This window comes from Streptomyces sp. NPDC016459 (assembly GCF_040632845.1).
In the GTDB taxonomy this organism is placed as follows: domain Bacteria; phylum Actinomycetota; class Actinomycetes; order Streptomycetales; family Streptomycetaceae; genus Streptomyces.
The window spans coordinates 280505-306236 of the sequence record NZ_JBEYCR010000008.1; the positions used below are offsets into that span (position 1 = coordinate 280505).

Consider the following 25732-nt stretch of genomic DNA (forward strand, 5'->3'; position numbering starts at 1 on the left):
CGTCATGACCCCGGCTCCCCCGCCCCAGTCCTCGCCGCTGCCCCCGCTCGTGTCCGACATCGGCGCAGGCGCCGTACGCCGCGACGCGCGGCAGAAGGTCACCGGCGCGGCCCGCTACGCCGCCGAGCACACCCCGCCCGGCTGTGTCCACGCGGTCCCCGTACCCGCCACCGTCGCGCGCGGCAGGGTCACCGCCGTCCACGCCGACGAGATCCTGCGGCGGCCGGGCGTCCTCGCGGTCCTCAGCCACGAGAACGCGCCCCGCCTCGGCGAGGCCGACGATCCGACCCTGGCGCTGCTCCAGGACGATCGGGTCCCCCACCGGGGCTGGTACGTCGCCGTCGTCGTCGCCGACACCCCGGAGAACGCGCGCGCGGCCGCCGACGAGCTGCGCATCGAGTACGCCGTCGAGGACCACGACCCCGGGCCGCCCGCCGACCATCCCCGGCTCTACGCCCCCGAGGAGGCGAACGGCGGCCATCCGGCGCTGCGCGAGCGCGGCGACTTCGACACCGCGTTCGACGTCTCGGCGGTGCGCGTCGACGCCACGTACACCATGACCGCCCAGCACAACCATCCGATGGAACCGCACGCCTCCACCGCGTGGTGGCAGGACGGCGATCTGACGGTGTACGACTCCAGCCAGGGGGCCACGACCGTGCGGGACGTCCTCGCGCACCTGCTCCAGGTGCCCGGGGAACGCGTCACGGTCGTCTCCGCGTACGTCGGGGGCGGCTTCGGCTCCAAGGGCACCCCCCGGCCGCAGGTCGTCCTCGCCGCGATGGCCTCCCGGCACCTCGGGCGGCCCGTCAAGCTGGTCCTCCCCCGCCGCGAACTCGCCGTCACCGTCGGCCACCGCGCACCCCTCGTGCAGCGCGTCCGCATCGGCGCGGACACCGACGGTGTGATCGGCGCCCTCGCCCACGAGGTCGTCACCCAGACGTCGACGGTCAAGGAGTTCGTCGAACAGGCGGCCGCTCCCGCCCGCACCATGTACACCTCGCCCCACAGTCGTACGAGCCACCGGGTGGTGGCCCTCGACGTGCCCACCCCCTCGTGGATGCGGGCCCCGGGCGAGGCGTCCGGCATGTACGCCCTCGAAACGGCCATGGACGAGCTCGCCGTCACCACGGGCATCGACCCGGTCGAACTGCGGCTGCGCAACGAGCCCGACACCGAACCGGACAGCGGCAGACCGTTCAGCAGCAGGAACCTGGCCGAGTGCCTGCGGCAGGGCGCCCGGCTCTTCGGCTGGGCGGAGCGCGACCCCCGGCCCGGCCTGGGCCGGACGGGAGGAGCACGAGGAACCGGCGAGCGGGTCGGCGGTGGCCGGCTGGGCGGTGAGCGGATGGGCGGGCAGCGGCTCGGCGGTGAGCGGCTGATCGGCACCGGCGTGGCCGCGTCCACCTACCCGTACCTCCTCAGCCCCTCGACGGCCTCCGCGCACGCCGCGCCGGACGGCAGTCACCTGGTACGGCTCAACGCCACCGACATCGGCACCGGGGCGCGGACCGTCCTCGCGCAGATCGCCGCCGAGGCGCTCGGCGTCCCCGCGGCCTCGGTGCGCGTGGAACTCGGCAGCAGCGCGCTGCCGACCGCTCCGCTCGCGGGCGGCTCCTCGGGGACCTCGTCCTGGGGCTTCGCCGTCCACCAGGCCTGTACGGCCCTGGCCGGCATGCTGCGCGCGCACTCCGGGCCGCTCCCGCCCGAGGGCCTGACGGCGTCGGCCGACACCACGGAGGAGGCCGAGCGGGAATCCCCGTACGCGCGGCACGCGTTCGGCGCGCAGTTCGCGGAGGTCGAGGTGGACACCGTGACGGGCGAGGTACGCGTCCGGCGACTGCTCGGCGTCTTCGCCGCGGGCCGGATCCTCAGCCCGCGTACGGCGCGCTCGCAGTTCATCGGCGGCATGACGATGGGCCTGGGCATGGCGCTGACCGAGGGCAGCACCCTTGATCCCGCGTTCGGGGACTTCGCGGAACGCGACCTGGCCTCGTACCACGTCCCCGTCTGCGCCGACGTGCCCGCGATCGAGGCGCACTGGCTGGACGAGGAGGATCCTCACCTCAACCCGATGGGCAGCAAGGGGATCGGGGAGATCGGCATCGTCGGGACGGCCGCCGCGATCGCGAACGCCGTGCACCATGCCGTGGGCGTACGGCTGCGGGAACTGCCCCTCACTCCGGACCGGCTCATTCCGCACCTGCGGGCGTGAGATGGGGGGGGCTGCCGCACCGCTCGCTCCGGGCCGGCGGCCGCCACCGAACCGCCGAGCCCACGGGTTCGCTCCCCCACCGGGGGGCTACGCCGGGGCCACCGGGTCCCGGCTCACGTGTAGGTGACGGTGACCTGTTCGAAGCCGAGGGCGTGGAGCAGGCCCTGGAGCATGCTGGTGGTGTTGCGTTCGGCGCGGGTGGTGATGTCGCTCTCGCGGGCGGCCTCGCCGATGTGCTGGGCGGCGAGCGTGTGGACGGCGTGTTCGTTGGCGGGGTTGTCGGAGAAGAGGTCGCCCAGCCGGTCCAGGAGGCCCCGTTGCTTCGAGACGGCGTAGGACCGTTCCGGGTTCAGCGAGGGTTCGGCGAGCCGCGCGTGCGGCAGCCGCAGCGTGGCGGTGGTGCGCTCCTCGTCGATGGTGACGGCGTCGCGGCCCAGGCCGGCGAGGTCGACGTACGCGCTGACGCTGCCGGTGGCCACGTACAGGGTGCGGGTGCCGCGGATCGCGTCGGGCAGGAACCGGGCGTCCTTCTCCAGGTCCACCACGACCTGGTAGGTGCCGGCGGCGCCTTCGTGGCGGTTCATGTCCTGGATGGACTTCAGCACGGCGGGGCCGGATCGGTCATGGGTCTCGGATCCGAAGAGGTCGCCCAGGCCGGGTAGGTGCAAGAGGCGTGGCAGGACAAGCAGGGCCAGGGAGAACGCGAGGAGCAGGGCGGCGACGACCGGCCATCTTCGGGCGCGACGGCCGCTTCGCTGGTTCTGGCGCGAGGGTCTTGTCTCTGTGCCGTCTCGGTCGTTCGGTTCGTTCAGGTCGTCTCGGTTGTCTCGTTCGTCTCGCATGGGGGTCTGCTGCCCGTGCCATGCCGCGGTCATTCTCGGCTGCGTTCGAACCACCGTCTTTTCAGGCCTGGTTGTGAGGGGTGCGCAGTGTGTGGTCGGTGGTGTGGCGCGCCTCTGCGCCCTCGGTGCGGGTGGCGCCCGCGCCCGGCTCCGGGCCTCGGGTTGCCGGGCGTCTTCCCGGGTAGTCGCACCATCTGAGCAGGCCGATGCTGGGGGACGAACATGAAGATGTGGCGAGGAAGCCGGGGCAGCGAAAAGGCTGCGGCAGGCCCGGTGTACGGAGACGAGAGGGGCGGGAGGACGGATTCCGGTAGGAGGGCCGAGAACGGAGCTGCCAGAGGTGAGCTGACAAAGGATCCGGGGTCGGAGGCGCACCACGCCGGCCGGGGCACCCCGCCCGAGGTCGCGCCGGAAGGCACCGGGGAGGAGACCCGACGGCGCGGGCCCAACCGGGTGGTCCGGGTGCTGGTCGCGCTAGTCGCTCTCGTGGGCATGGTGGGGTTCGCGATCGTTCTGGCCGGGCTCACGCTGAACGAGTCGCCCGCTTCCGTGTCCCTCACCCACAGCAACCTCACGCCGGGCCGCTCGATTCGCGCCTACCTCGAGCAGCCCGGCTTTGTGGAGACGGTCAAGCAGCTCGGCGGGAACGTGGCCCTGGGCGTGCCGTTCGGCATCCTTCTGCCGCTCCTGTCGCGCAGGACGCGCGGGATGGTGCGCGTCGGGCTGCTCACGGTGGGGACGATGCTGATCGTCGAACTGATCCAGGGCGCCCTCATCACCGGACGCGCCTTCGACATCGACGACGTCGTCCTCAACACCGCGGGCGCGCTCCTCGGCTACCTGGTCGTAGGACGGCGCATGGGCCGCGCGGTGCATCCCCGTACCCGCCGCCGGTGGTGGGCACGGCGCGCCACCGGTTCGGCGGGCTGAGGGAGTACGTCGGGGCCGTAGGGTCCTCCCTCCGGGTGCGGGCAGGCAGGAGGCGGACCGGCCAGGGCGTCGGGCGGTCGGGGGCGTGCCACTCGTGGGCACGCCCCCCGCGCGCTCGTCCCCCGTCGTCGTGCAGGGTCCGCCCCCCTGACTGCTCGTCGGAGGGACGGCCAGGTGCGAAACTCCGTAGCTGTCGCGTCCCCGACGCCGGTATCTTCAGGTCTCAGACCAGCCGTACCAGCGGCTTTCCCCGTTTCAGAGAGCCCTTCACATGACCAGCCGCCCGGCAACAACAACTCTTTGGCGCCCCACCGGCCCCCAGGAGCTGGACCTGGTCCGCGAGCTGAACTGGCGTGCCTGGCCGCCCCGGCTTTCCGAGCAGCCGATCTTCTACCCCGTCCTCGACGAGGACTACGCGATCAGGATCGCGAGGGACTGGAACGTGAAACACAGTGGTGTCGGCTTCGTCACCCGATTCGAGGTCGAGTCGGAGTTCTTGAGCCGGTACCCCGTCCAGCAGGCCGGTGGCCGAACGATCCTCGAGCTCTGGGTTCCGGCTGAGGAGTTGCACGACTTCAACGCGCACATCGTCGGTGAGATCCAGGTGATCCACGAGTTCCGCTGAGTCAGGGCGGACCGCCGGCTCACACGTTTCGGTCGGCGTCTTCGTTCAGCCGCCCGTGCCCGCGCATTCGCTGTTGTCTCCGCCGCTGCGGCATCCCGTCTCCCCGGTGAACGCGGGGGCGGGGCGGCCGGGCCCCTGCTCGTCCTGCCGGACCGTCGTCCCGCCGGCGATCCCCACCGCCACCACGACAACCAGGAAGCACTGGGACCAGGCCGTCACCACCGCACGGGATCGGGCCGCGATCGCGGCTGCCACGGCGGCCAGAGCCCCGACCACGCCGGCTGCCACGAGGTAGCCGCCCACCGGGTCGGGCCGTGCCGTCCTGCCCGGGTCCAGGCTCACCCCCGAGACCAGCCACAGGCCGAAGATCACCAGCAGGGCGAGCACTTCGAACAGCAGCAGCCCCACGGCAGTCCCGGCGTCAGCGCCCCGACCGGCACGGGGCCGTACGGAATCGTCGAACGCCACGGGGGCGACGGGAAGGTCCATGCGTTCCATCCTGGCCGGGGAGCCGGGCCGGCGCATGAGTACGCGTACCCAGAGGTCCGGGTCCCCTCCCGTCGGCATCCGGCGGGTGGGGACTCACGGGCGATACCGGCGTTGGCGGACGCGCTCGGGGGCAGTGCCGTGGGGTCAGGGCTCCCTCGCTCGGGCGTCCGTCTCGCACGAGCGCTGGTCCTGAGCGCGTGGCGTCGCCCCGGGCGAGTGCGCCGGTCGTCCCGCGAGCGCGGCGAAGCGGCGGCCTCCCCGACCCCGAGCGGGGATCACCCCTCGCTGGACTTCTCGTCCGGCACCATGACGCTCGCGAAGCCGCCCAGGATCTCCTCCAGGTCGAGCTCGGTGGCCCCGGCCGGGGCCGTGGGCTTGGTGCCTCCGCTCATCTTCAGCACCAGGCCGAACTTCTTCACCTTCGCGTTCTCGGCCAGCTTGGCGAGGTCGACGTACACCTCGGTCAACTCCCCGTTCTTGAGCGTGAAGTCGGCCGTGACCTCGGTGTCGGGGGCGTCCTTGAGATCCTTGTCGGAGGGCAGGTCCATGCCGGGCGGCAGGTCCTTGGCGAGCGGGCGGATCTCGCCGAACAGCTCCGTGATCAGCGTGCGGAACGGGGCCGTGGCGGTGATGTGTTCGGTGCCGTCCTCGCCCCCGGCGGTCTTGAAGTCGACCTCACGGGCGACGACCCCGCGCAGGGCGTCCAGGAGCTTCTTCTGTGTCCTGGCGTCCAGCGTGGGCTCCGGGGACGGCTCGGTGGCGGACCCCGCACCCATCTCCTGGCCGAACTTCTCCATCTCCTTGGTGCTGAACTTGACCCACTGGCCCTCCAGGGCCTTCTTGAGGCCCCCTGCCTCCGGGGGCAGCTCGTCGGCGGGCGGCATCGGGGCGCCCATCGCCTTCGTGAGGGCTTCGACGTCGGACCGGACGTAGGTGTAGTCGCCGACGAGCCGGTACTCGACGAGGTCACCGTCGGCGCTGCTGACCTTCATGGCCATACCGACGAAGTCCTTCTCCTCGGACTCGGCGATCGGCTTCCTGGACTCCACCGTGACGCTGACCTTCGCGCCACCGAGCAGATCGGCCGCCTCGTCGGGGATCTCCTCGCCGGGCTCCGGGTCCGACCCGGCGTCCAGCTGCTTCAGGGTTGCGGCGTCGGCGTCCAGGTCCACCTCGAAGGAGAGGGACTTCTCCTTGCCGAGCTTCTCGAAGGCCTGGTCCAGCTTCTTTCCGGCGGACAGCTGTTCCACGGTGCCGCAGGCTGCCGAGCCCGTCAGGACCGCGCCGACTACTGCGGTGGCGGTGAGGGTCTTACGTATGGCGATGATGATGCTCTCCTTGAGGTCCGATCACGACGTGATCGTTCAGGAGACTCACACCTCCCCCGGAAAGTTGCCCCACATCCGGACCGAGATCAGGGCAGGGCCCGAAGCTGATGCTGATGGCGTAGCCGGTGGGACCGCGGGCTCGGCATCCTGGCCCGTACCAGCCGCCTGCGGCACGGGGGCACGCGCGGCGTCCCCGTGCATAGACTTCGTCGGCGGGTCGAAGCGGAACGCGGACGTCGTCGCCACCGGCGGAGGCGTCGCGGCCGATGTCGCCGCCCAGGGGTGGTCCGCACCCGTACCGACGCAGGTCAGGAGACCGCCCGTGCGCTATTTCGATGTCGAGACCCTGACGGCCTGCGGATGGCGCAACGGCGGTGGCGCGACCAGGGAGATCGTCTGCCGACCGGTGGAGAGCGAGGAGTTCGGGTGGCGCGCGAGCGTCGCCGACATCGACCGGGACGGGCCGTTCTCGACGTTCCCCGGAGTCGACCGGACGCTCACGCTCCTGACGGGGGACGGCGTACGGCTGTCCTGCCCGGGAGCGTTCGAACGCATGCCGGTAAGGGCGGGCGAGCCGTTCGCGTTCGCGGGCGACCTCGACGTCACCGCCGAACTCCCCAGTGGCTCCTGCCGGGTGCTCAACATCATGGTACGGCGCGGCCGATGGACCGCCCCGGTGCGCCGGGTCACCGATCCGCTCGTCCCGCCGTTCGACCATGCCGGGGTGTTCTACGTCCTGCGCGGCCGCTGGCAGGCAGGTGACGACGGGCGTGTCCTGACGACCGGCCAGGGCATGTGGTGGGACGAGGACGACAACGCCACGGGCGCAGGGCTCGCACCGCTCACGGCCGACGCGGCCGCTCTGTGGGCGGATGTCGCACCGGCGGAGTGACGCCCTGCCGGCTTCCCGGCGTCACCACTCGACCGGCCACGTCCCGTGGAAAAAGCGTTCGACCGACCACGGCCTTCGCTCTAGGGTCGGCGACGTGGCAACGAAACTCAAGCGCAAGATTCGAGAATGTCGCGATCAGAGCCAACGAGAAGGGCAGGTCTGATCGCCCCCTCTATCTCCAGGGGCGGCACCCGCACAGGCTCCGCGTGTACGGCGTCACCTCGATAGAGAGCGTCGCAATGACGGCCTCCCAACGGCCGTTCGTCCGCCAGCGGTCCCAGTAGGTCTTCACCGACCGGGACTCGGACCTTGCGAAGACCTCCGGCCAGCTGGCGCCGGTACGCGCCTGGTGGAAGATGCCATCGAGCATCCTCCTCGGGTCCACGCCCCAATGTCCCGTCATCGGCGGGGCCACCCGTTCCCCACGCCTCGTCAGTCAACTCGGGGACGAGCTGCTGGCGGTCGGCGAACCACTGGCCAACTGAAGGCCACAGCGGCGGCTCCATGAACAAGTACTAGGGACAGCGAGAAACAGGCCCCACCCCAGGGCTTCGACGTAGTCGTGTGACGTCCGGTTCATGAAGGCCTGTCGGACAGAAGGTCATGGGAACGCGACAGGCAGGGCATCCAAGATCAAGGAGTTCTCGACGCTCCGTGATCCGAGTGGAAGGCCCTGCCTGTCGACGAACATGCCGCTCCCGCCTGCTCTGGAACCACTCCGCCAGCAGTCCGGGGTCCGGCCCGACGAGATACAGGGCCTACTGGAACGACTCGCGGAGGCGCCGGGCCCGCGTGATCCACGCGGGTCCGCAGGCGGTGCGCTCGAGGGTCGCCTGGCTTTCGCGTGACTACGGCCCCAGGCGCCCCACAGGGCCCACCCCTGATGCCTGGCGGGACAGGTGGCGCTCGTCGACATCGGCGCCGCCCACGCCGCGTGCTTCGGCTACACCAACGAGGAGTCGAGGTCGCTACGGCCGCGTCGGCCGCCACCTGCCGCACCGGGCGAGTACAAGGGATGACAAACCGCCAATCCTCGGCGTTCCGAGACGAGGAGCACCATGTCGCATGCCCGGCCCGCTCTGCGCCGCCCTGAAGCCAGGCTCGCTCTCGCACTGGCCTTCACGGCTACCGCCGCGGTCTTCGTCGCCATCTTCCTTTTCGGTCGGGCGAACGCGCCGGACTACACCGCGACACTGTTCGGCGAGGCGGACACCGATGCCGTGCGCCTGAAGGCACAGCTCGCCACCGGCGTCCTGGGGCTGGCAGCTCTCCAGCTGCTGCTGGCGCTGTGGATGTACCACCGGCTGCCCCGGGTGCGCCGGGTGCCGGGCCCGGTGCCGATCACCCACCGCGTCGTCGGTGTGGTCCTGTTCGCCCTCACCGTCCCGATCGCGGTGCACTGCGTCAAGGCGTACGGCGTCCAGCTGAGCGGCTCGCGTGTGGCCGTGCACTCGATCGCGGGCTGCTTCTTCTACGGGGCGTTCGCCGCCAAGGTCCTGCTGGTGCAGAGTCGTCGCCTGCCGGGCTGGGCCCTGCCACTGGCCGGGGGCGCGCTGGTGGTCGTGGTGGTAGTCCTCTGGTACACAAGTGCGCTGTGGCACTTCAACGGGGACAGCGTGCCGGTGCTGTCGCTCGGGCACCACCACCTGCCACCGGGGTAGATGTCACGACCGGAAGGACATCCCGCTCCAAGGACGCGCTCGCGGCAGCGGCCAGGCCGCTCAGAGATCCACCTGATCAAGGTCGCCACCGTAAACAGTCTCCCCTTCCCCACCGGAGCCCGCCAGGCCATCCAGATCAAACGCCGGCGCCCCTCTCACATGCGCAGCATGTGATCCGGTCATCTGCGCGAGTGGATCGCGAGGCGGGGTATCAGCGGGCCGTCCAGAACACCGAGGCGCACCGGCGCGGCCGTCACCGGACGCTCTGCGGTGGCCCCGGCATCACCGCCACTCTGCGCGTCGAGGGGCCAAACGGCGGGCGGCCTTCGCGTTCGTGCGTATGAGACCGGTCCCATGTCATGTCCCGCGCTTCGCGGGCCCGGTCGGTTCGCTGAGCCTGGGTGCCCGCACAGGGTCCGGCATGACTGCGAGAGGTGGCACCCCTGCACGTGATGTCGCCCTAACGCTCTCCACTGCGGTGGCCGGAACGGATCCGAGCGGCGAAGGATTACTTAGTGCTGAACGATCCGCCGTACCGGCCATACGTTGACCGATCAGCTCAGCGCTGATGGTGGTTGCGTTTGGACAGGTAGAGGGGACTGAGCCGGCCCAGTAGCGGTGCACGAGGTCTTCGGCCTCCTGCACCGCTGCTGAGCCCATGGGGCGTCCGTCGGCAGGCGTTGCTCGGCCTGAGCCGCGGTGGAGCCCATGCGCCGGACATCCCTCAGCGCCGTCCACACAGGAGCCCCGATCCGGCCCCGGTGAAGTAGGAAACGGGCCCTGGTCCGCCGGTCGCTGCGCACAGTGCCAGGGCTCCGCTCCACTTGCGCCCCGCACTCGAACCGGATCTGGGCATGCAGTCCGCCCTGTGGTGAGGGGCAGCCACCAAGGTCCGGGCTATTCACCCATGTCTTCAGGGTCGGAAAGTCGGGGCGGGAAGTGCCGCTCCAGGATTTCCGCCCACTCGTGGAGGACGACGAAGCCGGTGGTGACGGCCTGCTGTCGGGGTACGGACTTTCCTGGCTCTGGCAAGATTTTCGTAGTTGGAGATCATCTCGGTGACACGGTCGGCCGGTCCGCGTAGCGGGCTGCCGACGGTCACGTATTCCGCACAGGTGGTGCGTCAGATACCTACACAGGTGGGCACTGCGTCCGCACGCCCGTATCCGAGCACCTGAGCGAGGACTTCGCGGAACTGCCTGATGTCCTCGGCCGGTGCTTCGATGACGGCCTCGATCTCGGGGTCGGTCAGCCGCAGGTCTGCCAGCGCTTCAGGTTCGAGTGCGATGCGGAGAACGTTGCCCGTCAGGACGGCTTCCCGTACACAGCCGTATGCGGTGCCCTGTCCGGCTGTAACCAGGCAGTGTGTGTCCATCCCGAGGGCGACCTCCTGGTCATCGGGCTCCTCTTCTCCTGCCATGAACATCATGATGAAACCGCTTCCATCCTCACCCTCGGCAAGAGCGGCTTCGGTGAAGTACCCGTCAGGATCGATCTCGGTCTTGGCGGCACGGGCGGTAAATCGGTATGTCATGACGGGGTTCTATCAGTGTGCCCATCCGTGCCGTGAGGGAGGGGCGAGCGCGATGTTCTACCGTCACGCCGAGGTGGTGGCCGAGACCTACGTGAGGAATTACGTGGGCTTCCCCACGGGCAGCCTGTGGCTGTGCTCTGTCGAACTTGTCAGTCTTTTACCACAGTTGGCCAACGTTCTGGGGGTCTCGTTCGAGGCTTCCGATGCTGTCGTGGTGGTCCAAGCCCGCACGAGGTCCGTTGATCCAGCGGAATGCACGGGATGCGGTCAGCTCAGCGATTGGCGCCACAACCGCTATGCGCGGCGCCTCGCCGACGTAACTCTCGCAGGCCGACCCGTGCGCATCGACTTGTCCGTACGCCGTCTGTACTGCGAAAACGTGACGTGCCCGAAGGTGACCTTCGCCGAACAGATAACAGGGCTGACCACGCGCTACCAACGACGGGCCCCCCAACTGCAGCGCCTGGTGGAGGACGTCGGCGTGGTGCTGGCAGGCCGGGGCGGTGCTCGGATGCTGAGGTCTTGAACATCAGGCTTTCCCGGTGCACTGTCCTGTCCCAGCTGATGCGGGTTCCGCTTCCGCCGCTGTGTGAGACCACCGCGCAGACCGGGACGGGAGGGCCGGGTCAGGTCACTCGCGAGCCGCGCTGGCTGCTGGTCAGCCGATGATGGCGACCGGGGCGTCCCAGGCGTTGCGGTCGACGGTGATGGTGTGACCGCCGCGGGTCTCCTTGCTGTTGGCCTTGTACTGGTGACCGCGGCTGTGGTCTGTGTACAGCTTCGGGTCCCAGGGCCAGTCCTTGGTGGTGGTCTCCTGGCCGTTCCACAGGGCGTACCAGAGGTTGCCCGGCAGGTTCGTGCGGTCCTTGGCGGTGGCGATGGCCTTGGCGCTGGAGGTGCTGAAGCCGTAAAGGCCGGCGCGGTAGGTCTTGGCGCGCAGGGTCTTGGTGAAGGAGCGCACGTAGGTCAAAGTGGCGTCGTTGCACGCTTTGTCGGCGATGTCGTACGACTCCATGTTGAGGTAGATCGGGCTGCCGGCCTCCATGCCGAGCGCCGAGGCCTTGGCGATCGCGTCGTTGGCGTTGTTCACTCCGACCGAGGCCGCGGTGGCCGCGGTGAACCTCTCCTTGTTCCCGCTCTTCTGGCAGGGCGGCTGGGCGCCGACGTAGAGGGGGATGACCCGCCAGCCGAGCGTGTCGACCGACTTCACCCAGGGCTTGGTCAGGTTGGGCTGGGCACAGCCGCGGTTCCTGCCGCCGACGTAGACCGCGACGCCGCCGTAGTAGGCGTCCTTCTTCCACGCCTTCATCGCGGTGAGCGAAGGCGCCGTACAGGCGTCGAACGCCCGGCCCGTGTAGGTCTTCTGCGCCGGCCACGCCGGAGCGGCCATCGAGGTCTGCGCCGCGATCCCGGCGCCGGCCACGACGACGACGCCAGTCGCCGACAGGGCGATGTAGCGTCCTTTTCTGGACAACCGGTGCTTCGACATTTCCCCACCTCATACATGATCGGGCTCCGGTCCTCCGGAGCCGCCTAACCTATCCACATACGACCGAATCACAGCGACCAGCCAGGGCTCTGCAGGCGCTTGGCAGAAGATTCAGCCTAGGCAGTTCGTGCAGCCCTCGGTCAACAGCAGCGCGTGCCGCGCCGACGTGCCACAGGTAGCCCGGAGCTGGCCTCTGCGGCGCACACGACCGGCTGGTCACTGCCTGGAACAACATAGAGGACCGATGCTCACCGCTTTTTCCGACTCATTCGTCTGCGGCGTCCGGGGCTTCGTCCAAAGTATCGCTGACGCCCCACTCCTGATGTGTCAGCACTGCTCCGTGCGGGGCGAGGGTCCGGGGGAGGGCGTCACTGGCCAGCAGGGCGGCGGCGGCTTCGGCCGGGGCGATGTCCGTTTGGCCCTCCAGTAGCTCGGCGGTTCCGGGTTGCCGCGCTACGAAATCTGACCAGGCAGCGCGATCGGTTACCTCGAACGCCCAGGATCCGGACACCACAAAACACGTGTCGGGGTGCCTTTCCGCCCGCTGGCTCGAATGTTCGGATCGGTCGGATCCCGGAGGCTCCTCCGCTTCGCCGACGACACCGAGTCCCTCGACCTCTTCCAGTTCATCGAACGGGCTGTCCCAGCCAGTCGTCTCACGGACAGATCTGCCGTAGGAGACCGCGGCGGACCGCAACGTCTCGAAGGCGTCGATTCCTGCTTCTCCCACCGAACCCGGCTCGGACATCAGCCGAGCGTGCTGACGCAGAGCGGTGATCAGTTGATCCAAGGCGATTGGAACGTCCACGGGGTTATTCCTTTCCGTCGTGGGAGTTCGGGACCCACGGTGCGTCACTTCCGAAGCGCTTACGGAATACCGTGCCCGGCGTCGCAAACGCCGCTTCCACTGCGGTGTGGTCGATGGTGTTGCGGGCGGGACGCTTGGGCACTTTTCGGTATCCGCATGCGCGTATGAGGTCGGTGGCTGATTTCCAGCTGTCTGCGGCCACCACCACCTCGTCGACGGCGTCGCAGGCATTACTCGCATCGGCCAAGACCGCGTATGCGATGACCGTGTCCTTGATCGTGGTCTTGGCGCTCATTCCACCCATGTGCACTCCCATCGGTGACGGCGGGGCCGCAGTACGGCCCCGCCGTCTCATCTCCATGTCAGGAGACAACTATTGTCCGGCTGGCTCTGGTGCTACCTCAGCCCATGCGGCCGCGACCCCGGCCGTGCCAACGGTAGTGGATCGTCCCCCACCGTCCGTTCTTGCGCCACGAGAGGTGGGCGTGGCCGCCGTTGCTGCACGGCCCCCGAAGTTCGCAGGAGTAACCCCGCCGGGTCAGGCTCTGGTAGTCCTTCCTGCGCTGCTGGTAGGCCTTCCGGCGGTTGCTGAACCACTTGCTGCTGTTGCGTGAACAGTTGTGGACGAGGGAAGGCTGCCCGTCGGCGACCACGTAGTAGGTGTGGGTGCCGGCGACGGTCAGGTTGAAGACGGTGCGGACTGCCTGTGTACGGTCGGTGGCCGTGACCTTCGGCGCGCTCCCGTCAGGGTTCGACAGGCGCGAGCCGGGGGTCAGCTGGACCGCGTCGACCCATCCGCGCCCTTGGACGAAGAAGGGGTGGTTGGCGGTCGTGGTGATCTTCTGCGATTGCCCGTCGCCATCCGCGTCCACGGACAGGGTGATGAGGTCCTTGGTGCCGTGGCCGATGATCACATCGGATACCGGGGAGACCTTCGTCTCGCCGGTTATCTCGTCGACCGCCTTGACCAGGTCTCCGACCTTCACCTGGCTGATCGGCTTGGTGCTGCCGTCGGCCATGACGACCGGAGTCTCGGGCAGGAAGGAGTTGCGGCGACAGCTGCGGCCGATGGTGCGTGCGGCCCGCAGGGCGCGGTAGCCGCGGTAGGCCCGGTAGCCCCAAGCGGCGGCACCGAGGCCGGGAATGAACCCGACCGCGGTGAGCGCGATGTCCCACTTGTTACGCCAGGCCCAGCGCTTGGCCTTCTTGAAGAACTTCTTCCAGCCCCACTTGCCGTCCAGGTCGAAGCAGTTGACCGGGTCGGCTGAGCAGTACTCGTAGGCGTTGGCGTTGCCGCCCTGCTGGGGATCGACGGACAGGAACCGGCCGGTGGCAGGGTTGTACTGGCGTACGCCCATGAGCGTGAAGCCGGCCACGGTCTCGCTGGAGCGCTGCTTTCCGCCCAGCCAGCCGTAGCGCACGGCCTGCTGTTTGTCACGCGGATTGCCGTACTCGTCGGTGTCGAGGACGATCGGCGCCTCACCCGCGGCGAGCGGGAGCTGAAGCGCCACGTCGCCGTGGATGTCGGTGAACTGGAGCACCGTGTCACCGGTGGCGCTGGTGACCGCGCCGAGATTCCCGGAGAGGGCGTCGACGTTGCGGGTCAGGGCACCGGTGGCGGTGTTCTCGACGATCCAGCGCGGATTGTCGGTATCACCGTCGTAGTGGTTGAGCTTGTTCTCGGTCGGCGACCAGGTTCCGCCGCTGTTGGTCTCCACCGTCCAGCCGCGGAAGCGCAGTGCGGCATCGAGGGTCCACGTCTGCCGCTTGGCGCTGCTGGTCTGCTGGTAGGCAAGGTCGTTGGCGTAGTAGCCGACGTTCACGCCGCCCGGCAGGGTGGTGGTGCGGCCGAACGCGTCGTAGACGTAGCCCGCGTCGGTGATGCGGTCGGCGCTGTCGAACGTCGAGGTCTTGCTGGTTCCTCCAGTGGTGGGGCAGTCCATGCCGGGCGTCGAGGCGGCCGTGGTCAGGGAAGTGCGGTTGGCGTGCTTGTCGAACCCGTAGGTGCGCCGGGTGCAGACCGTTTCCACCGTGTCGTCGACCTGGACGAGGCGGCCGACCGCGTCGTAGCGGTAGGTCTGGTCCGACCAGCCGGCGTGGCTGGTCGTCTGACCCTGCACGGACTCGGTGACCGCGTCGGACATCACCACGGTACCGTCGCTGTCACGGGTGTAGGTGCGCTTGACCGGAGTGCCGGTGGTGTCCTCGGTCTGGGTGAGGGTGTATCCCCCGGGCAGCTTCTCCGTGGCGACCGAGCCGTCCGCGTCGTACGCCGCCTGGAAGACGCCCGCGATCGAGTCCGTTGCCTTTGTGGCCAGGCCACGCGGCTCGGTGGTGTGGTCGTACGTGAAGGTGACCGTGGACGGCACGGTGTCGCCGACCTTGACCGGACGGTCCAACAGGTCGTATTCGGTCGTGGTCTTGCCGCCGTCGGCGTCCGTGTACGAGGCGAGTCGGCCGAGCTTGTCGTAGACCCGCGTGATGGTGCCGCCGGTCGGCGACGTCGTACGGATCTCCTGCCCGGTGGCCGGGTCGTACTCGGTGGTGGCGTCCGGGACGGCCTGGCCGCTGCCGCCGGTGACCTTCACCGTAACGGGGCGGCCCGCCGCGTCGTACGTGGTGGTCGAGGTCCGGGTGACGCCGTTGGCGGTGTCGGTGCCGGTCGTGGCGTTGCCCCACCAGTCGTACTGGGTGGTGGTGGCCGGCAGTTGCGCCGGGTTGCTGCCGCCGCCGGTGATGGCGCCTCCCGGGCCGGTGGAGCACACCAGGTCGGCCCACTCCGGGCGGCCGTTGCAGGTGCCGGTGCCGGTGGCCGACCAGTAGGTGGTCACCACGGCGCCCGCGTCGGCCCCTGTGCTGCCCGTGTTGTACGTCTTGGTGACGCGGCCCTGGGCGTCGTACTCGGTCGTGGTGGTGATGGCCAGTCCGGCCGGGTCCTGGATGGACTTCGTGGGAAGGCCCCTGGCCCAGTCGTACTGGGTCTCGGCGACACGCTGCTCGGCGTGGACGCCGGGGTGCTCGCGGACCTGGGCGCCGGTGGTGACCCTGGTGACCTGGTCCTTGATCGTGGCGGTCCCATCGGTGGGACGGCCTGCGTCGTAATCGTTGACGGTCCAACTACGCGCCACGACCGAGGTACCGGCCGCCACCAGGGTCGTGGTTCCCGACTTCAGGTCCGCGGTGAGGTCGACGCGCCGCAGCGGGCCGACCTCCTCCAGTTCCCGGGTGCCGTTGTCGTTGTAGAGGGACTTGGTGGTGAGCAGGTCGGCACGCTCGGACGCGGCCCGAGAGGCGATGCCCAGCTCGGCCTGCATGGCACGGTCCGCGACGCTCGTGCCGAGTGCCACGGCCCGGTTGGCCGCCGTCAGTTCACGGATGGTGTTGCCGAAGCGGTCGTACTCGGTCGTCGTGATGTGCCCGCCGGGCGCGGCGGCGTTCACCGCACGGCCCGACGCCCCCATGTAGGTGACGTCCGCACGCTGGTAGGACGTGGCGGTCAGGGCGCTGCCCGCGTTCGACACCGGGGCGACGTCCGCGGGGAACACGGCGGTCGCGTCGGTCGGCGCGTCCGTCTGGCCCCACGCCTTCACATCGGCGGCGCCCATCTTGTAGGGGGCGCTGGTGCCGGTCAGCGGCACGTCGTAGACGATGCTGGTGGCGGCCGTCCCTTCGATCACATCGAGGGTGCCCTGCCGCAGTGCGGGCCGTGATGCCTTGAGCAGCATGCCGTCGCCGGCCGCACTACTGGCGCCGGCCTTGCCGTAGGTGAATGTCCACGGCAGCTGACCGGACGGGGTGACCTGAGTGACGCGGCCCACGGTGTCGTAGGCGTACTGCGTCTTCAGCGCGGGGCTGATCAGCGGGTTCCACGTCTCGGTGAGCCGGCCCGCGTCGTCGTACCGGTAGGTCTGCACGGCCTTGGAGGTCGCCGAGGCGGCGCCGGGGTCGGTCGACCACAGACGGATGTCCTTCACCTGGCCGGCGAAGTCGCCGAGCGTGGTGGCGTTGGCCGTGGTGGTGGTCGCGTAGACGAACTCCAGCGAGCGGCAGCCCTTGGTGGCGGGCGTCGCGGTGCAGGTCGCGGCGGACGCCGCCGAGGTGGGAGCGATGACCCGCTTGGGGCGGGCCAGCGTCTTGCCGGCGACGTTCACCGTCTCGGAGACGACGGTCGTCGTGGTCTGCGCCATGCCGTCCAGCAGCGCGCTGGAGACCTGCCAGGTCGTCGCGGCCGCGTCCGGCTTGGTGAACTCGGTGACCGTGCCCTCGGTGTCGGAAAGGGTGAAGCTGCCGGTCACGCTCCCGGTGAGCGTCAGCTCCTCCGAGCCGGGCTCCGGCACCCAGCCGTTCTTGGCCGCGTTCGCGGTGAAGGAGGTCTCCTCGCCCTCCAGATCCACCACGGCCACGGCCGTGTCTGAAACCTTCCGCAGATGCGAGTAATCGGAGTTGGTGGCCTCGGCAGCTGTGCCCGAGACCCACTCCTTGCCGAAGATGGCCGCTTGACCGGTCTGCTGCGCCCCGGCATCCGGTTTACGGGAGGACGCGCTACGGGTCACCGACAGGTCGAAGTGCGTGGTGTCGGTGGTGGACAGGCTGTAGTCACCGGTGAGCAGATTCAGCGAACCCGGGCCGATCTCGTCCGCTGCGGCACCGGACGCGCTGCGGTCGACGACGACGGAGAGAGGCTGAGTGCTGCCGGTCGCGGAGTTGGGACCCGTGAAGTCGGCCTTGATCTGGACGGTACCGTCGGGATCGACCGTATCCGTGGCATTCCACACCAGCGGGCTGTTCCTACCGCCGCTGAGTGGCACTGGCCAGGTAGTCAGCGCGGTGCCACCGGAAGTGACCTGACCGGCCGGGATCGTCGCCCAGGCGTCGGCCTCGGAGCGGCGCCAGGAGAAGGAGACTTTGTCGTACTTACCACCGTCGGCCTCAGCGACCAGCGGCAGGCGACGGGCAGTGCGCTCGCCTTCGCTCGGCTGGACAAACCCGCCGGGACCGGCATGGAAGGTGTACTGGGCCGGTTCCGACTTGTTGTCAGCCTTGTCGACCTGCCGCACCTGGAGGGTGTGGGTGCCGTCCTTGGGCGGGGTGACGCTGATGGCCTTGGCGGCGGTGGAGCCGGCGGTGGCGACCTTGGTCCAGGTCACGCCGTCCAGTGACCACTCCAGCCAGTTGTGGTCGGTGCCGTTCGGTGTGACGGTGAAGGTGCCGGCCTGTCCCGCGCCCTTGACCCACGCGGTGGACGGGTAGTCCGTCGAGGTGATGCCGGTGGGGGCGGACGGTGCGGCGGTGTCGACCGTGAAGGTCTTCCACGCCGACCAGCCCAGGTTGTAGTGGGCTCCGTCGTACGGGGAGGTGCGGAACTTGTACGTCTTGCCGTTGGTCAGCACACCGGCCGGGACGGTCACGGAGGCGACCTGTCCGGAGTTCACCCACGGGGAGACGATGACATCGCCGACCTGCGTGTTGGTGGCGGAGTCGAAGATCTGGAAGGTGCCGTTGACCTTGTCACCGTTGGCGTCGACGAAGGTGTCCCGCAGCGTCGGCGTGAGCGTGTTGACGACGTAGTCGCCGCTGTAGGAGAAGTACGGCGGGCCGGCTTCCTGCTTGGTGCCGGTGCGCGGCCGGTAGTTGTAGGTGACGGTCAGTTTCGGAACGTTCGAGGCGGCGTTGGCGGAGTTGACCCGCTTCCACTCCTTGGTGTCGTTCTCGTCCGTGGCCTTCAGTCCCATGCCGGCGTGGGACCACTTGTTGTTGGCCCAGTGCTGGACCAGGTCGGTGACGTCGGCGTTGATCCACCCGTCGGGCTGCGTGGAGCAGCCGGGGTTGCCCTTGGTCTGGGTGGAGGTGGCCATCTTGGTCACCATGGCCGGCCGGTTCGTCCAGCGAGTAGCGGTGGTGGCGTTGTTCGCCGTCCACACCTCCCACGGCTGCGCGGTGCAGTCGGTGTTGCCGGAGTGGAAGTTCCACAGGCTCATGGTGGCGCTGGAGACCAGGGCGTCGGAGACCGGCGCGGTGTTCCAGGTGATGTAGGACTGGGCGATGCGGTAGGTGCCGTCGGCGTTCTTCGTGCCGGGGTTGCCGAGGTCGAGTTCGACGTCGTTGGACCAGTCGACGGTCTCGCCCTGCTGGACGTAGGTGTCGAACAGGTTGCCCAGCGCCGAGGTGGACGGATCGACGGTGACCGGGTACTTGGTGGCCGGGTCGGCGAGGAAGGCCGCGTCCGGACTGATAACCAGGTCGACACCGCCCTTGGTCTTGACGACCTTCATCGCGACCTTGGAGCGGTGGGTGTGCTCACCGGAGACCTTGTCGACGGTGGCGTCCCACATCACGGGGGCCGGCATCGTCGCGGTCTTCTTCGACTTCTTGTCGGTGAACAGCACACTGCCGTCGGCCTGCTGCTCGACCTTCAGGCCCTTGGTCCGAAGCGGCAGCGTGTAGGAGAAGCCGTCGGTGGTGGGCTTCTGCTTGAGCTCGACGAACTGCTCGAAGCCCGTACGGGTGGCCTCGACCACCACATCCGCCCCGGGCACCGCGTTCGCATAGGTGGCGCGAGTGCCGTCCAGCTGCGGCGCCGGTAGCCCACCCCGCCACTGCAGCGTGATCTGCTCGTCCCCCTGGCCAAGGGTGACGAGATCCGTGGGGGCGGCGGTCTGGGCTGCACGCAGAGAGCGCGCGGGCACACCTGTCTTTCCGGCCAGGGTCAGTCCTTCCGGATGCGCCTTGGCAGCGACCGAGCCGTCAGTCTGGGCGACGAGGTCAACATTCACGTCGCGCCAGGCACCCGTAGCGGAGTCCTGGAAACGCACCGGCCCGGCGGCCAGTTCCGTGGTGAGAGAGCCGTCCTTGTTGGCCCAGGTGATCGACGTCTCGGTCCGCTCGGAGAGCGCCTCGACCCTCTTGCCGGACAGTTTCGCGGCCACGCGCGCCGATGGGATGTCGGCCGCCTGCGTCACTACCTCCTGCTGCGGCTCGGCCGTGGGTCCTTGCTCCGGCTGAGCCATGGCGGAACCGGCGCCGTCCAGCACAGTGATGGCCAAGACCAAGGCGAGACCGCCGGCGATATGCCGCAGGCTCCTCCCGGTCCAGGGCCGATCCCGCTCATCCGGAGCGGGTATGTGAATCGTCATGATCCCTCTGTCTCATGGTTCCTGACGCACCGTCTTACGGTGCACTCGTGAACGTACAGAGGGAGAAAACGGATAGAGGTTCACAAAGACTCCGCAAAGTGGCAGGAGAGTTCCCATTCGCTAAGTGATTTGCAACACTCTCCTCCGCCCATTCACGCCCCGTCCTCAGCGGCGCGGCGGGGCGTGCTGTGCCTGCGATGAAGGTCAGGGCAGCACTCGATCCAAGGCGCATAGACGTGCTCAAGCGCCGAGGTCAAGGGCCGTTTTCAAGCCAGCCGTTCGAGAACCAAAGGAACCCGGGGGTTCCTGATCCACGAGCGGTGGCGCGTGAGTGGTCGACCATGAGAGCCGCACTCTGCACACCCATCCGGCCGTTGAATACCCGCAAATAGTGAACGTGGGGGCGACAAGGCGGGAACGCAATCCGGCTGGACAGAGCCGCCGGGGCCGGCACCTCACGCATCTAGCTTGATCTTTAACCTGTGCGGCCTGGTCGAGGGGTCGTCGACTTCTTGTTCCGGGAGGTGACGGTGCCCGTCTTGCGGGGCGTGTGGACGTCGTGGCGTGGGGTGGGCCGGGTGTTCCTTCGGCCGGGTGAAGGGCGAGGACGTGCTGCGCGACACCGCGCGGGCGCTGACCCGTCTCTTCGATGTGACGGCCACCAAGGACTGGGCGAACTGCGAGGCACGCGCCGACGTCACGGTCGACGGACGCGTGCTCGTGGGGCAGGCGCCCGTCGCGTATCTCCTCTTCCTGGAGAAGCAGCTCACGGACATCAACACCTTCGTCCGCAAGCTTCCGGTGCTGGACGCCGCCGAGTCGTGGGCACAGGACCCGTCGACCGACGCGTGGAAGACGGAGGTCGTCCGCACCGCCCGTACGAAGAAGGTGCCGCGCAACCACGTGAAGGCGGAGGCGAGGGACAAGCACCCCGCGCAGGTCGAGGTCTACTACGAGGACGTACCGGTCGGGTACTGGACGACGGTGAAGTTCTCGGGCGCGCTGCCGGCCCGGCGGGTCAACGAGCTGCTGGAACGCGTGGAGAAGCTCCAGCAGGCGGTGAAGGTCGCCCGTGAGGAGGCCAACAGCGCCGAGATCACCGACCAGCGGGTCGGCGACGCCGTCTTCGGCTACCTCTTCGGGTAGCGGGGACACCACAGACTCCCCGGCCGCGGAAAGCGGCCGGGGAGCGCGAGGAGCGCAAAGCTGAAGCTGAGCCTTGTCGTGACATCCGCGGTTCCAGTGGAGGTTCGAGTCCTCCTCCCGGCGCTTCCTGCCGGGATGGCCCAACCAGGCAGAGGCAGACCGCGGTCAATCTCAGACTATTGCTCCAGACTCAGCATGCGCCGCCCATCGCCGGATCGACCGGGCCCGGGCCCTGTGCGCCGAAATGCCAGTTCGAATCTGGTCCGCCCAGCTCGATCGGCGGTGGTCCAAAGGCAGGACGCGACGCAATGACGAATGACCCGGGTCCTCAAGTGTGCCGGCGTGTGATGTGAGCGGCACCCACAGGGTCCGAGGGCAGGCTACGCCCTCGGACCCGCTCCGTTTCCCCATGATGTTCCTCCCGGGAGCGGGCCCGCGTTTGACCTTGACACGGTGACAAGGACTTCACTGCGTGCCGAGGAGGTGGTCCCGATGACCATGACCGGTCAGACCACGGAATACGTACGAGTCCGCCGGGCCCTGCAGGACGAGCGTTCGTCCGTGCGGCTGCGGGCGGCGTTGGCGGTCGGCACGACGCCGGACCCGGGCTTCGTCGACAAGCTCGTCGAGCGAAGCGCGATCGAGCCGGAGTTCTTCGTCCGCGACATGCTGACCTGGGCGCTCACCCGCCACCCGGTGTCCCTGACGCTCCCCGCGCTGCTCCGCGAACTCGGTTCGGAGGGGGCGCAGGCACGGAGCCAGGCGCTGCACACGCTGTCCAAGATCGGGGACCGGCAGGCGTGGCCGGCGATCACGCGGGCGCTGCTGACGGACGGCGACGACGATGTGGCGCGGAGCGCCTGGCGGGCCGCGGTCGTGCTCGTGCCGGACGGCGAGGAGTCCGGGCTCGCCGCTGTGCTGGCGACCCAGCTCGGGCGCGGTGAGCGGGAGACGCAGCTGAGTCTCAGCCGGGCGCTGGTCGCGCTCGGCGACGTCGTCGCACCGGCTCTGCACACGGCGACGGCGGACTCCGACCGGCGTGTGCGTGCGCACGCGCTCGCCACGGAACGCCTGCTGCGGGACCCGGACATCGGTTTCGAGTTCGCGATCGAGGAGGCGAAGCGGGTCGTGGCGCTGGGCGGATCGGGCCAGGAGGGATGATGGGACGTGTTGATCGGTGAGGTGGCGCGACGGTCCGGGGTCAGTGCCCGCATGCTCAGGCACTACGAGTCGCTGGGCCTGCTGCGGCCCTCGGGCCGTACGGGCTCCGGCTATCGGGAGTACTCCGGCGAGGACATCCGGCGGATCTTCCACATCGAGAGCCTGCGGTCGCTGGGGCTCTCGCTGCGGGAGATCGGCCGCGCGCTCGACGATCCCGGCTTCATGCCCTCGGCGCTCGTCGCCGACCTGGTCCGTCAGACACGGGAACGGATCGCGGCCGAGACGGAGCTGCTGACGAGGCTCCGTCGGATCGACGCGGCGGAACCCGCCGCCTGGGACGACGTCCTCCAGGTCGTCGCGTTCCTCCAGGCCCTGAGGTCGAAGAGCGCCGACGCACGGCAGCGCGCGGCGCTCTCGTCGGTCGACGAGGTACCGGTGCCGGTGGACGCCCTCGTCGAGGCGGTGCTGAGCGAGGCGGATCCGATCGTCGCCGGAACGCTTCGATGGGCCCTCGCGCGAGCAGGCGACGGCGGTACGGCGCTGCTTGCGGAGGGCCTCGGCTCGCCGGTGGCCGCCGTGCGGGGACGCGCGGTGCAGGGTCTCGCCGAGATGCCCGGGGTCGAGGCCGCCGCCCGGCTGCGGGAGGCCCTCGCGAGCCCCGACGCGGTGGTACGCGGGTATGCGGCTCTGGCGCTGGGGACGAGGGGGGTGTTCGAAGCGGTCCCGACGCTCTTCGACCTGGTCGTTGAGGGAAGGAACGACACCGATGCGGCTGACGCGCTGAGCGTCCTCGCGAGCGACTCCGCGACGGCGGATCAGATCGCCACCGGGCTCGTCGACCGTCTCGCGGCCGACACCGTCGGAGCGCCGGCGCGCCTGCGGCTGACCCAGGCGCTCGCGGACATCCCGGGACCTACGGCGTCACAGGCCCTCGTGGAGCTGTCGCATGACGCGGACCGTGCGGTGGCGCTGACGGCGGCGTACCTTCTGCGGCTGCGCGACGAGCGGTGACCCCCGTCCCCTGGTCCGTCGGACACGCGGCGAGGGCGTCCGGCTCGTGGATGTCGCCGGGATGCCGAAAGGACACCTTCAGCACAGCGGGGTGTCGGCCGTCCGGGCACCTCGCGCGCCCCACGCCGGGAGGACGGCGCGGGGCGCGCGGTCGTCATTCGTCCTGAGGTGTTTCGCCGACCGTCGCCATCGCGTCGGCCGTGTCCTCCGCCTCCCAGCGGAGGAGGTCTCCCGGCTGGCACTCGAGCGCCTCGCACAGGGCGGCGAGCGTCGTGAAGCGCACGGCCTTGGCTCGGCCGTTCTTGAGTACGGCGAGGTTGGCGGGGGTGATGTCCACGCGCTCCGCGAGTTGCCCCACGGACATCTTGCGCCTGGCCAGCATCACGTCGATGTCCACGACGATCGGCATCAGATCACCTCGGCGAGCTCGGCCTGCATCTGTGCCGCCTCGACGTCACGCGCGACAGCCTGGGCGAGCAGCATCCGCAGCACGAGCACGATCAGTGCGACGCCGAGCACGGCGAGGCTCGCCCCACAGATCAGCAGGACGATGCCCGGGGCGACCGCCTCCCCCGGTGCCAGGACGACCGCGAACGCGAACACCAGGACCGCGCCCACCGCGAAGGCGCCGGTGATGACGTCCACGTACCGGAAGGCGGCCGGGGAGAACACTGTTCCCCGGCGGACCATCGTCACCAGCCGCCACACGGAGAACAGGACGGTCTGCGCCGTCAGCAGGCCCAGAACCATGAGCACGAGCAGCGGTGTCCGCAGGTACGCGTACTCCGGCTTCAGCCCCTCCAAGTCGATCGCGAGCAGCGGAACCATCACCGCCTCCACGAAAACGGAACCGGCGAACAGCACTGCGAGTACCGCACGCAGCGCCAGCACCATCAGCTTCCCCATTACATCCCCTTCGATCGAACAACGATAATAATCTATCGATATTCGATAGGTGAGGCAAGCGCGTCCACCGGCAGGGGCACCTCAGGTCACTGGAAGCTGAGCCGATGGGGGTGGGTGGGGTCGTTCGGGCAGGTGTGGACGCGCATCAGGCCGCGCCCCAGGTGGACGCCGACCGGGTCGACCACACCCGGGTCGTCCGCCGCGTCGCGGTCCTCCCTCGGAAGCCAGCTCCCCGAGGCGCCGTCACGTTCGGTCGCGTCGACGGTGAGCAGGGGCGGCATCGGTGTCCCGCACGCTGCGCAGTCCACCGGGCCGGGGTCGGTCAGGTGCCAGGAGGCGAAGCCGCCGACCTTCCAGCCCGGGGCGATGGAGAGGTCGCTCATGTAGTCGAGCTCCTCCGGCTCCCGCGCGCGGGCGGCGGCCATCGCGGCCTCGTACTCCTCGTAGGTCGCGTAGCTCACGGAGGAGTCACCCACGCCGTCTCCGTCGTACTGGTCGTCATCCTCGTCATCGTCGTCCTCCTCGCCCAGGAGGCCTTCCTCCCACGCGGCGATCTCCTCCTGGAGTTCCTCGTCGAGCAGCCCGAGGTACTCGTGCTCGACGACCTGCTCCGGGTGGACGACGCAGGAGGTGGGGACGCACTCCTCGCGGCCCGCGACCGGCGGTTCCGGCTGCGGCGCGAGGACCGCGCCGACGTCGCCCGAGCGGCGCCATCTCAGTGTCACGTCGATGGTGCGGTTCGGGCCGTGGACCTCGAAGGGGCACCAGAAGACCTGCAGCAGGTCGTGCCCCTCGGGCCCGACGAGGTCCGGCACGTCCCGGGTGTAGAGCTGGGCGACGGCCAGCATCGGCAACGGCTCCTCGTCGCGGAGCTCCGGGGCGTGGGTGCCGCGTGTCATCCCGTCGAGGAGCCGTCGCTCCTCGACCGTGAAGTCCCGTCCCCTGGCCTCGCCTTCGATGCGCCGGCGGAGTCGTATGTCGGGCAGCAGATGCCCTCGGCCCTTGCGATGGACGGCGGTGCACATCGGCCACGGTTCGTCGGCCGGCCACAGCAGCGGCCCCGCCACCGAGCTCTCCTCCGGCTCCGCCGGGCCCGGTCGCGGGTGCAGCCTGGTGGTCGTCCTCCGGTGGGAGGCCAGGGCGGGGAACAGCGCTTCGATGTCGACGGGGCGCGGCGGGGTGGTGCGGGACATGTGCGGATCCTCCGGTGCGGGTACGGCCGCGATGGTACGGCGGGGGTACGACACACCGGACGCCGGACGCCTGGGGGCGTCACCGTCGAGTCGACGGGTGCGTCAGGTGGACACGCGGTCCTGGAGGGCCGACTGCCAGGCGGGGGCCGGGGCGGTGGGCCGGGTCTCGGGGCGGCGGCCCCCCTGGGCGAAGAAGTCGACCAGCGGCAACAGCGCCGCGCCGACCGTGACCGCCTCCGGGCCGAGGGTGCCCAGGCCCATCTCGGTGCGGCTGGCCGGGTACGTGAGGGCGTACTCCTTGGCGTAGCCCGTGACCGTGGCCAGGAAGCGGGTGCCGAGCTGGAGGCCCGCCCAGCCGCCGACGAGGAT

Annotated in this window: 19 protein-coding genes and 3 pseudogenes; 10 read left to right on the forward strand and 12 right to left on the reverse strand. The window is 69.5% G+C overall.

Features of this window, described 5'->3' with window-relative positions; translation table 11 throughout:
• The first annotated feature begins 4 nt into the window (after nucleotides 1–4).
• The gene (locus ABZ567_RS21540) at nucleotides 5–2215 is read left to right on the forward strand and encodes a xanthine dehydrogenase family protein molybdopterin-binding subunit (protein WP_360792276.1); all 2211 of its coding nucleotides are present in this window, start codon (nucleotides 5–7) and stop codon (nucleotides 2213–2215) included.
• A 113-nt stretch (nucleotides 2216–2328) separates the two neighbouring features.
• Here the strand turns inward: ABZ567_RS21540 and ABZ567_RS21545 are convergent, their stop codons facing one another.
• Nucleotides 2329–2928 carry a DUF4230 domain-containing protein gene (locus tag ABZ567_RS21545; RefSeq protein ID WP_360792346.1) on the reverse strand — a complete coding sequence of 200 codons (600 nt, stop codon included), beginning with the start codon at nucleotides 2926–2928 and terminating at the stop codon, nucleotides 2329–2331.
• Nucleotides 2929–3549: 621 nt separating this feature from the next.
• Between ABZ567_RS21545 and ABZ567_RS21550 the strand changes: the two genes are divergently transcribed.
• Nucleotides 3550–3987 (forward strand): VanZ family protein, encoded by a 438-nt coding sequence (locus ABZ567_RS21550; protein ID WP_360792348.1) that lies wholly within the window; start codon nucleotides 3550–3552, stop codon nucleotides 3985–3987.
• 271 nt (nucleotides 3988–4258) lie between these two features.
• Entirely contained in the window at nucleotides 4259–4612 is a 354-nt protein-coding gene (locus tag ABZ567_RS21555) for a hypothetical protein (RefSeq protein WP_360792278.1), read from the forward strand.
• A 45-nt stretch (nucleotides 4613–4657) separates the two neighbouring features.
• Here the strand turns inward: ABZ567_RS21555 and ABZ567_RS21560 are convergent, their stop codons facing one another.
• Nucleotides 4658–5101 (reverse strand): DUF6234 family protein, encoded by a 444-nt coding sequence (locus ABZ567_RS21560; RefSeq protein WP_360792280.1) that lies wholly within the window; start codon nucleotides 5099–5101, stop codon nucleotides 4658–4660.
• Between the two features lie 275 nt (nucleotides 5102–5376).
• Nucleotides 5377–6351, reverse strand: a complete 975-nt coding sequence (locus tag ABZ567_RS21565; protein WP_360792282.1) for a hypothetical protein — start codon at nucleotides 6349–6351, stop codon at nucleotides 5377–5379.
• Nucleotides 6352–6751: 400 nt separating this feature from the next.
• On the opposite strand from ABZ567_RS21565, the gene ABZ567_RS21570 reads away from it, so the two are divergent.
• Both ABZ567_RS21570 and ABZ567_RS21575 read left to right on the forward strand, forming a co-directional pair.
• Entirely contained in the window at nucleotides 6752–7321 is a 570-nt protein-coding gene (locus ABZ567_RS21570; RefSeq protein ID WP_360792284.1) for a HutD family protein, read from the forward strand.
• 1058 nt (nucleotides 7322–8379) lie between these two features.
• Entirely contained in the window at nucleotides 8380–8982 is a 603-nt protein-coding gene (locus tag ABZ567_RS21575; protein WP_360792286.1) for a DUF6529 family protein, read from the forward strand.
• A gap of 1123 nt (nucleotides 8983–10105) precedes the next feature.
• Here ABZ567_RS21575 and ABZ567_RS21580 read toward each other — a convergent pair.
• Nucleotides 10106–10516, reverse strand: a complete 411-nt coding sequence (locus ABZ567_RS21580; RefSeq protein ID WP_360792288.1) for an Imm10 family immunity protein — start codon at nucleotides 10514–10516, stop codon at nucleotides 10106–10108.
• Nucleotides 10517–10568: 52 nt separating this feature from the next.
• Here ABZ567_RS21580 and ABZ567_RS21585 point away from each other — a divergent pair, with 52 nt between their 5' ends.
• The gene (locus ABZ567_RS21585; protein ID WP_360792290.1) at nucleotides 10569–11042 is read left to right on the forward strand and encodes a transposase family protein; all 474 of its coding nucleotides are present in this window, start codon (nucleotides 10569–10571) and stop codon (nucleotides 11040–11042) included.
• 132 nt (nucleotides 11043–11174) lie between these two features.
• Here the strand turns inward: ABZ567_RS21585 and ABZ567_RS21590 are convergent, their stop codons facing one another.
• From ABZ567_RS21590 to ABZ567_RS21605, 4 genes are all read right to left on the reverse strand, one after another.
• Nucleotides 11175–12005: a glycoside hydrolase domain-containing protein gene (locus ABZ567_RS21590; RefSeq protein ID WP_360792292.1), complete on the reverse strand. Its 831-nt coding sequence runs from the start codon at nucleotides 12003–12005 to the stop codon at nucleotides 11175–11177.
• A 265-nt stretch (nucleotides 12006–12270) separates the two neighbouring features.
• Entirely contained in the window at nucleotides 12271–12813 is a 543-nt protein-coding gene (locus tag ABZ567_RS21595) for a hypothetical protein (RefSeq protein WP_360792294.1), read from the reverse strand.
• 4 nt (nucleotides 12814–12817) lie between these two features.
• A complete protein-coding gene (locus tag ABZ567_RS21600) occupies nucleotides 12818–13108 on the reverse strand; it encodes a hypothetical protein (RefSeq protein ID WP_360792296.1) in 291 nt (96 codons plus the stop codon).
• A 106-nt stretch (nucleotides 13109–13214) separates the two neighbouring features.
• On the reverse strand, nucleotides 13215–19820 hold the full coding sequence (locus ABZ567_RS21605; protein WP_360792350.1) for a DNRLRE domain-containing protein: 6606 nt from the start codon (nucleotides 19818–19820) through the stop codon (nucleotides 13215–13217).
• A gap of 717 nt (nucleotides 19821–20537) precedes the next feature.
• Between ABZ567_RS21605 and ABZ567_RS21610 the strand changes: the two are divergent.
• The 4 genes and pseudogenes from ABZ567_RS21610 to ABZ567_RS21625 all read left to right on the forward strand — a co-directional run.
• Nucleotides 20538–21092, forward strand: a pseudogene (locus ABZ567_RS21610) (hypothetical protein); the annotation flags it as partial.
• Between the two features lie 35 nt (nucleotides 21093–21127).
• Nucleotides 21128–21215 (forward strand): annotated as a pseudogene (locus ABZ567_RS21615).
• A gap of 369 nt (nucleotides 21216–21584) precedes the next feature.
• Nucleotides 21585–22253 (forward strand): HEAT repeat domain-containing protein, encoded by a 669-nt coding sequence (locus tag ABZ567_RS21620; RefSeq protein ID WP_360792298.1) that lies wholly within the window; start codon nucleotides 21585–21587, stop codon nucleotides 22251–22253.
• A gap of 6 nt (nucleotides 22254–22259) precedes the next feature.
• Nucleotides 22260–23264: a MerR family transcriptional regulator gene (locus ABZ567_RS21625; RefSeq protein ID WP_360792300.1), complete on the forward strand. Its 1005-nt coding sequence runs from the start codon at nucleotides 22260–22262 to the stop codon at nucleotides 23262–23264.
• Between the two features lie 154 nt (nucleotides 23265–23418).
• Here ABZ567_RS21625 and ABZ567_RS21630 read toward each other — a convergent pair whose 3' ends face one another.
• From ABZ567_RS21630 to ABZ567_RS21645, 4 genes and pseudogenes are all read right to left on the reverse strand, one after another.
• Complete coding sequence (locus ABZ567_RS21630) at nucleotides 23419–23673, reverse strand: helix-turn-helix transcriptional regulator (RefSeq protein ID WP_360792302.1); 255 nt, start codon at nucleotides 23671–23673, stop codon at nucleotides 23419–23421.
• Nucleotides 23673–24170 (reverse strand): DUF2975 domain-containing protein, encoded by a 498-nt coding sequence (locus ABZ567_RS21635; protein ID WP_360792304.1) that lies wholly within the window; start codon nucleotides 24168–24170, stop codon nucleotides 23673–23675. The genes ABZ567_RS21630 and ABZ567_RS21635 overlap by 1 nt, the downstream gene beginning before the upstream one ends.
• Nucleotides 24171–24256: 86 nt before the next feature.
• A complete protein-coding gene (locus tag ABZ567_RS21640) occupies nucleotides 24257–25363 on the reverse strand; it encodes a hypothetical protein (protein WP_360792306.1) in 1107 nt (368 codons plus the stop codon).
• A 102-nt stretch (nucleotides 25364–25465) separates the two neighbouring features.
• A pseudogene (locus ABZ567_RS21645) lies at nucleotides 25466–25732 on the reverse strand (sugar kinase); the annotation flags it as partial.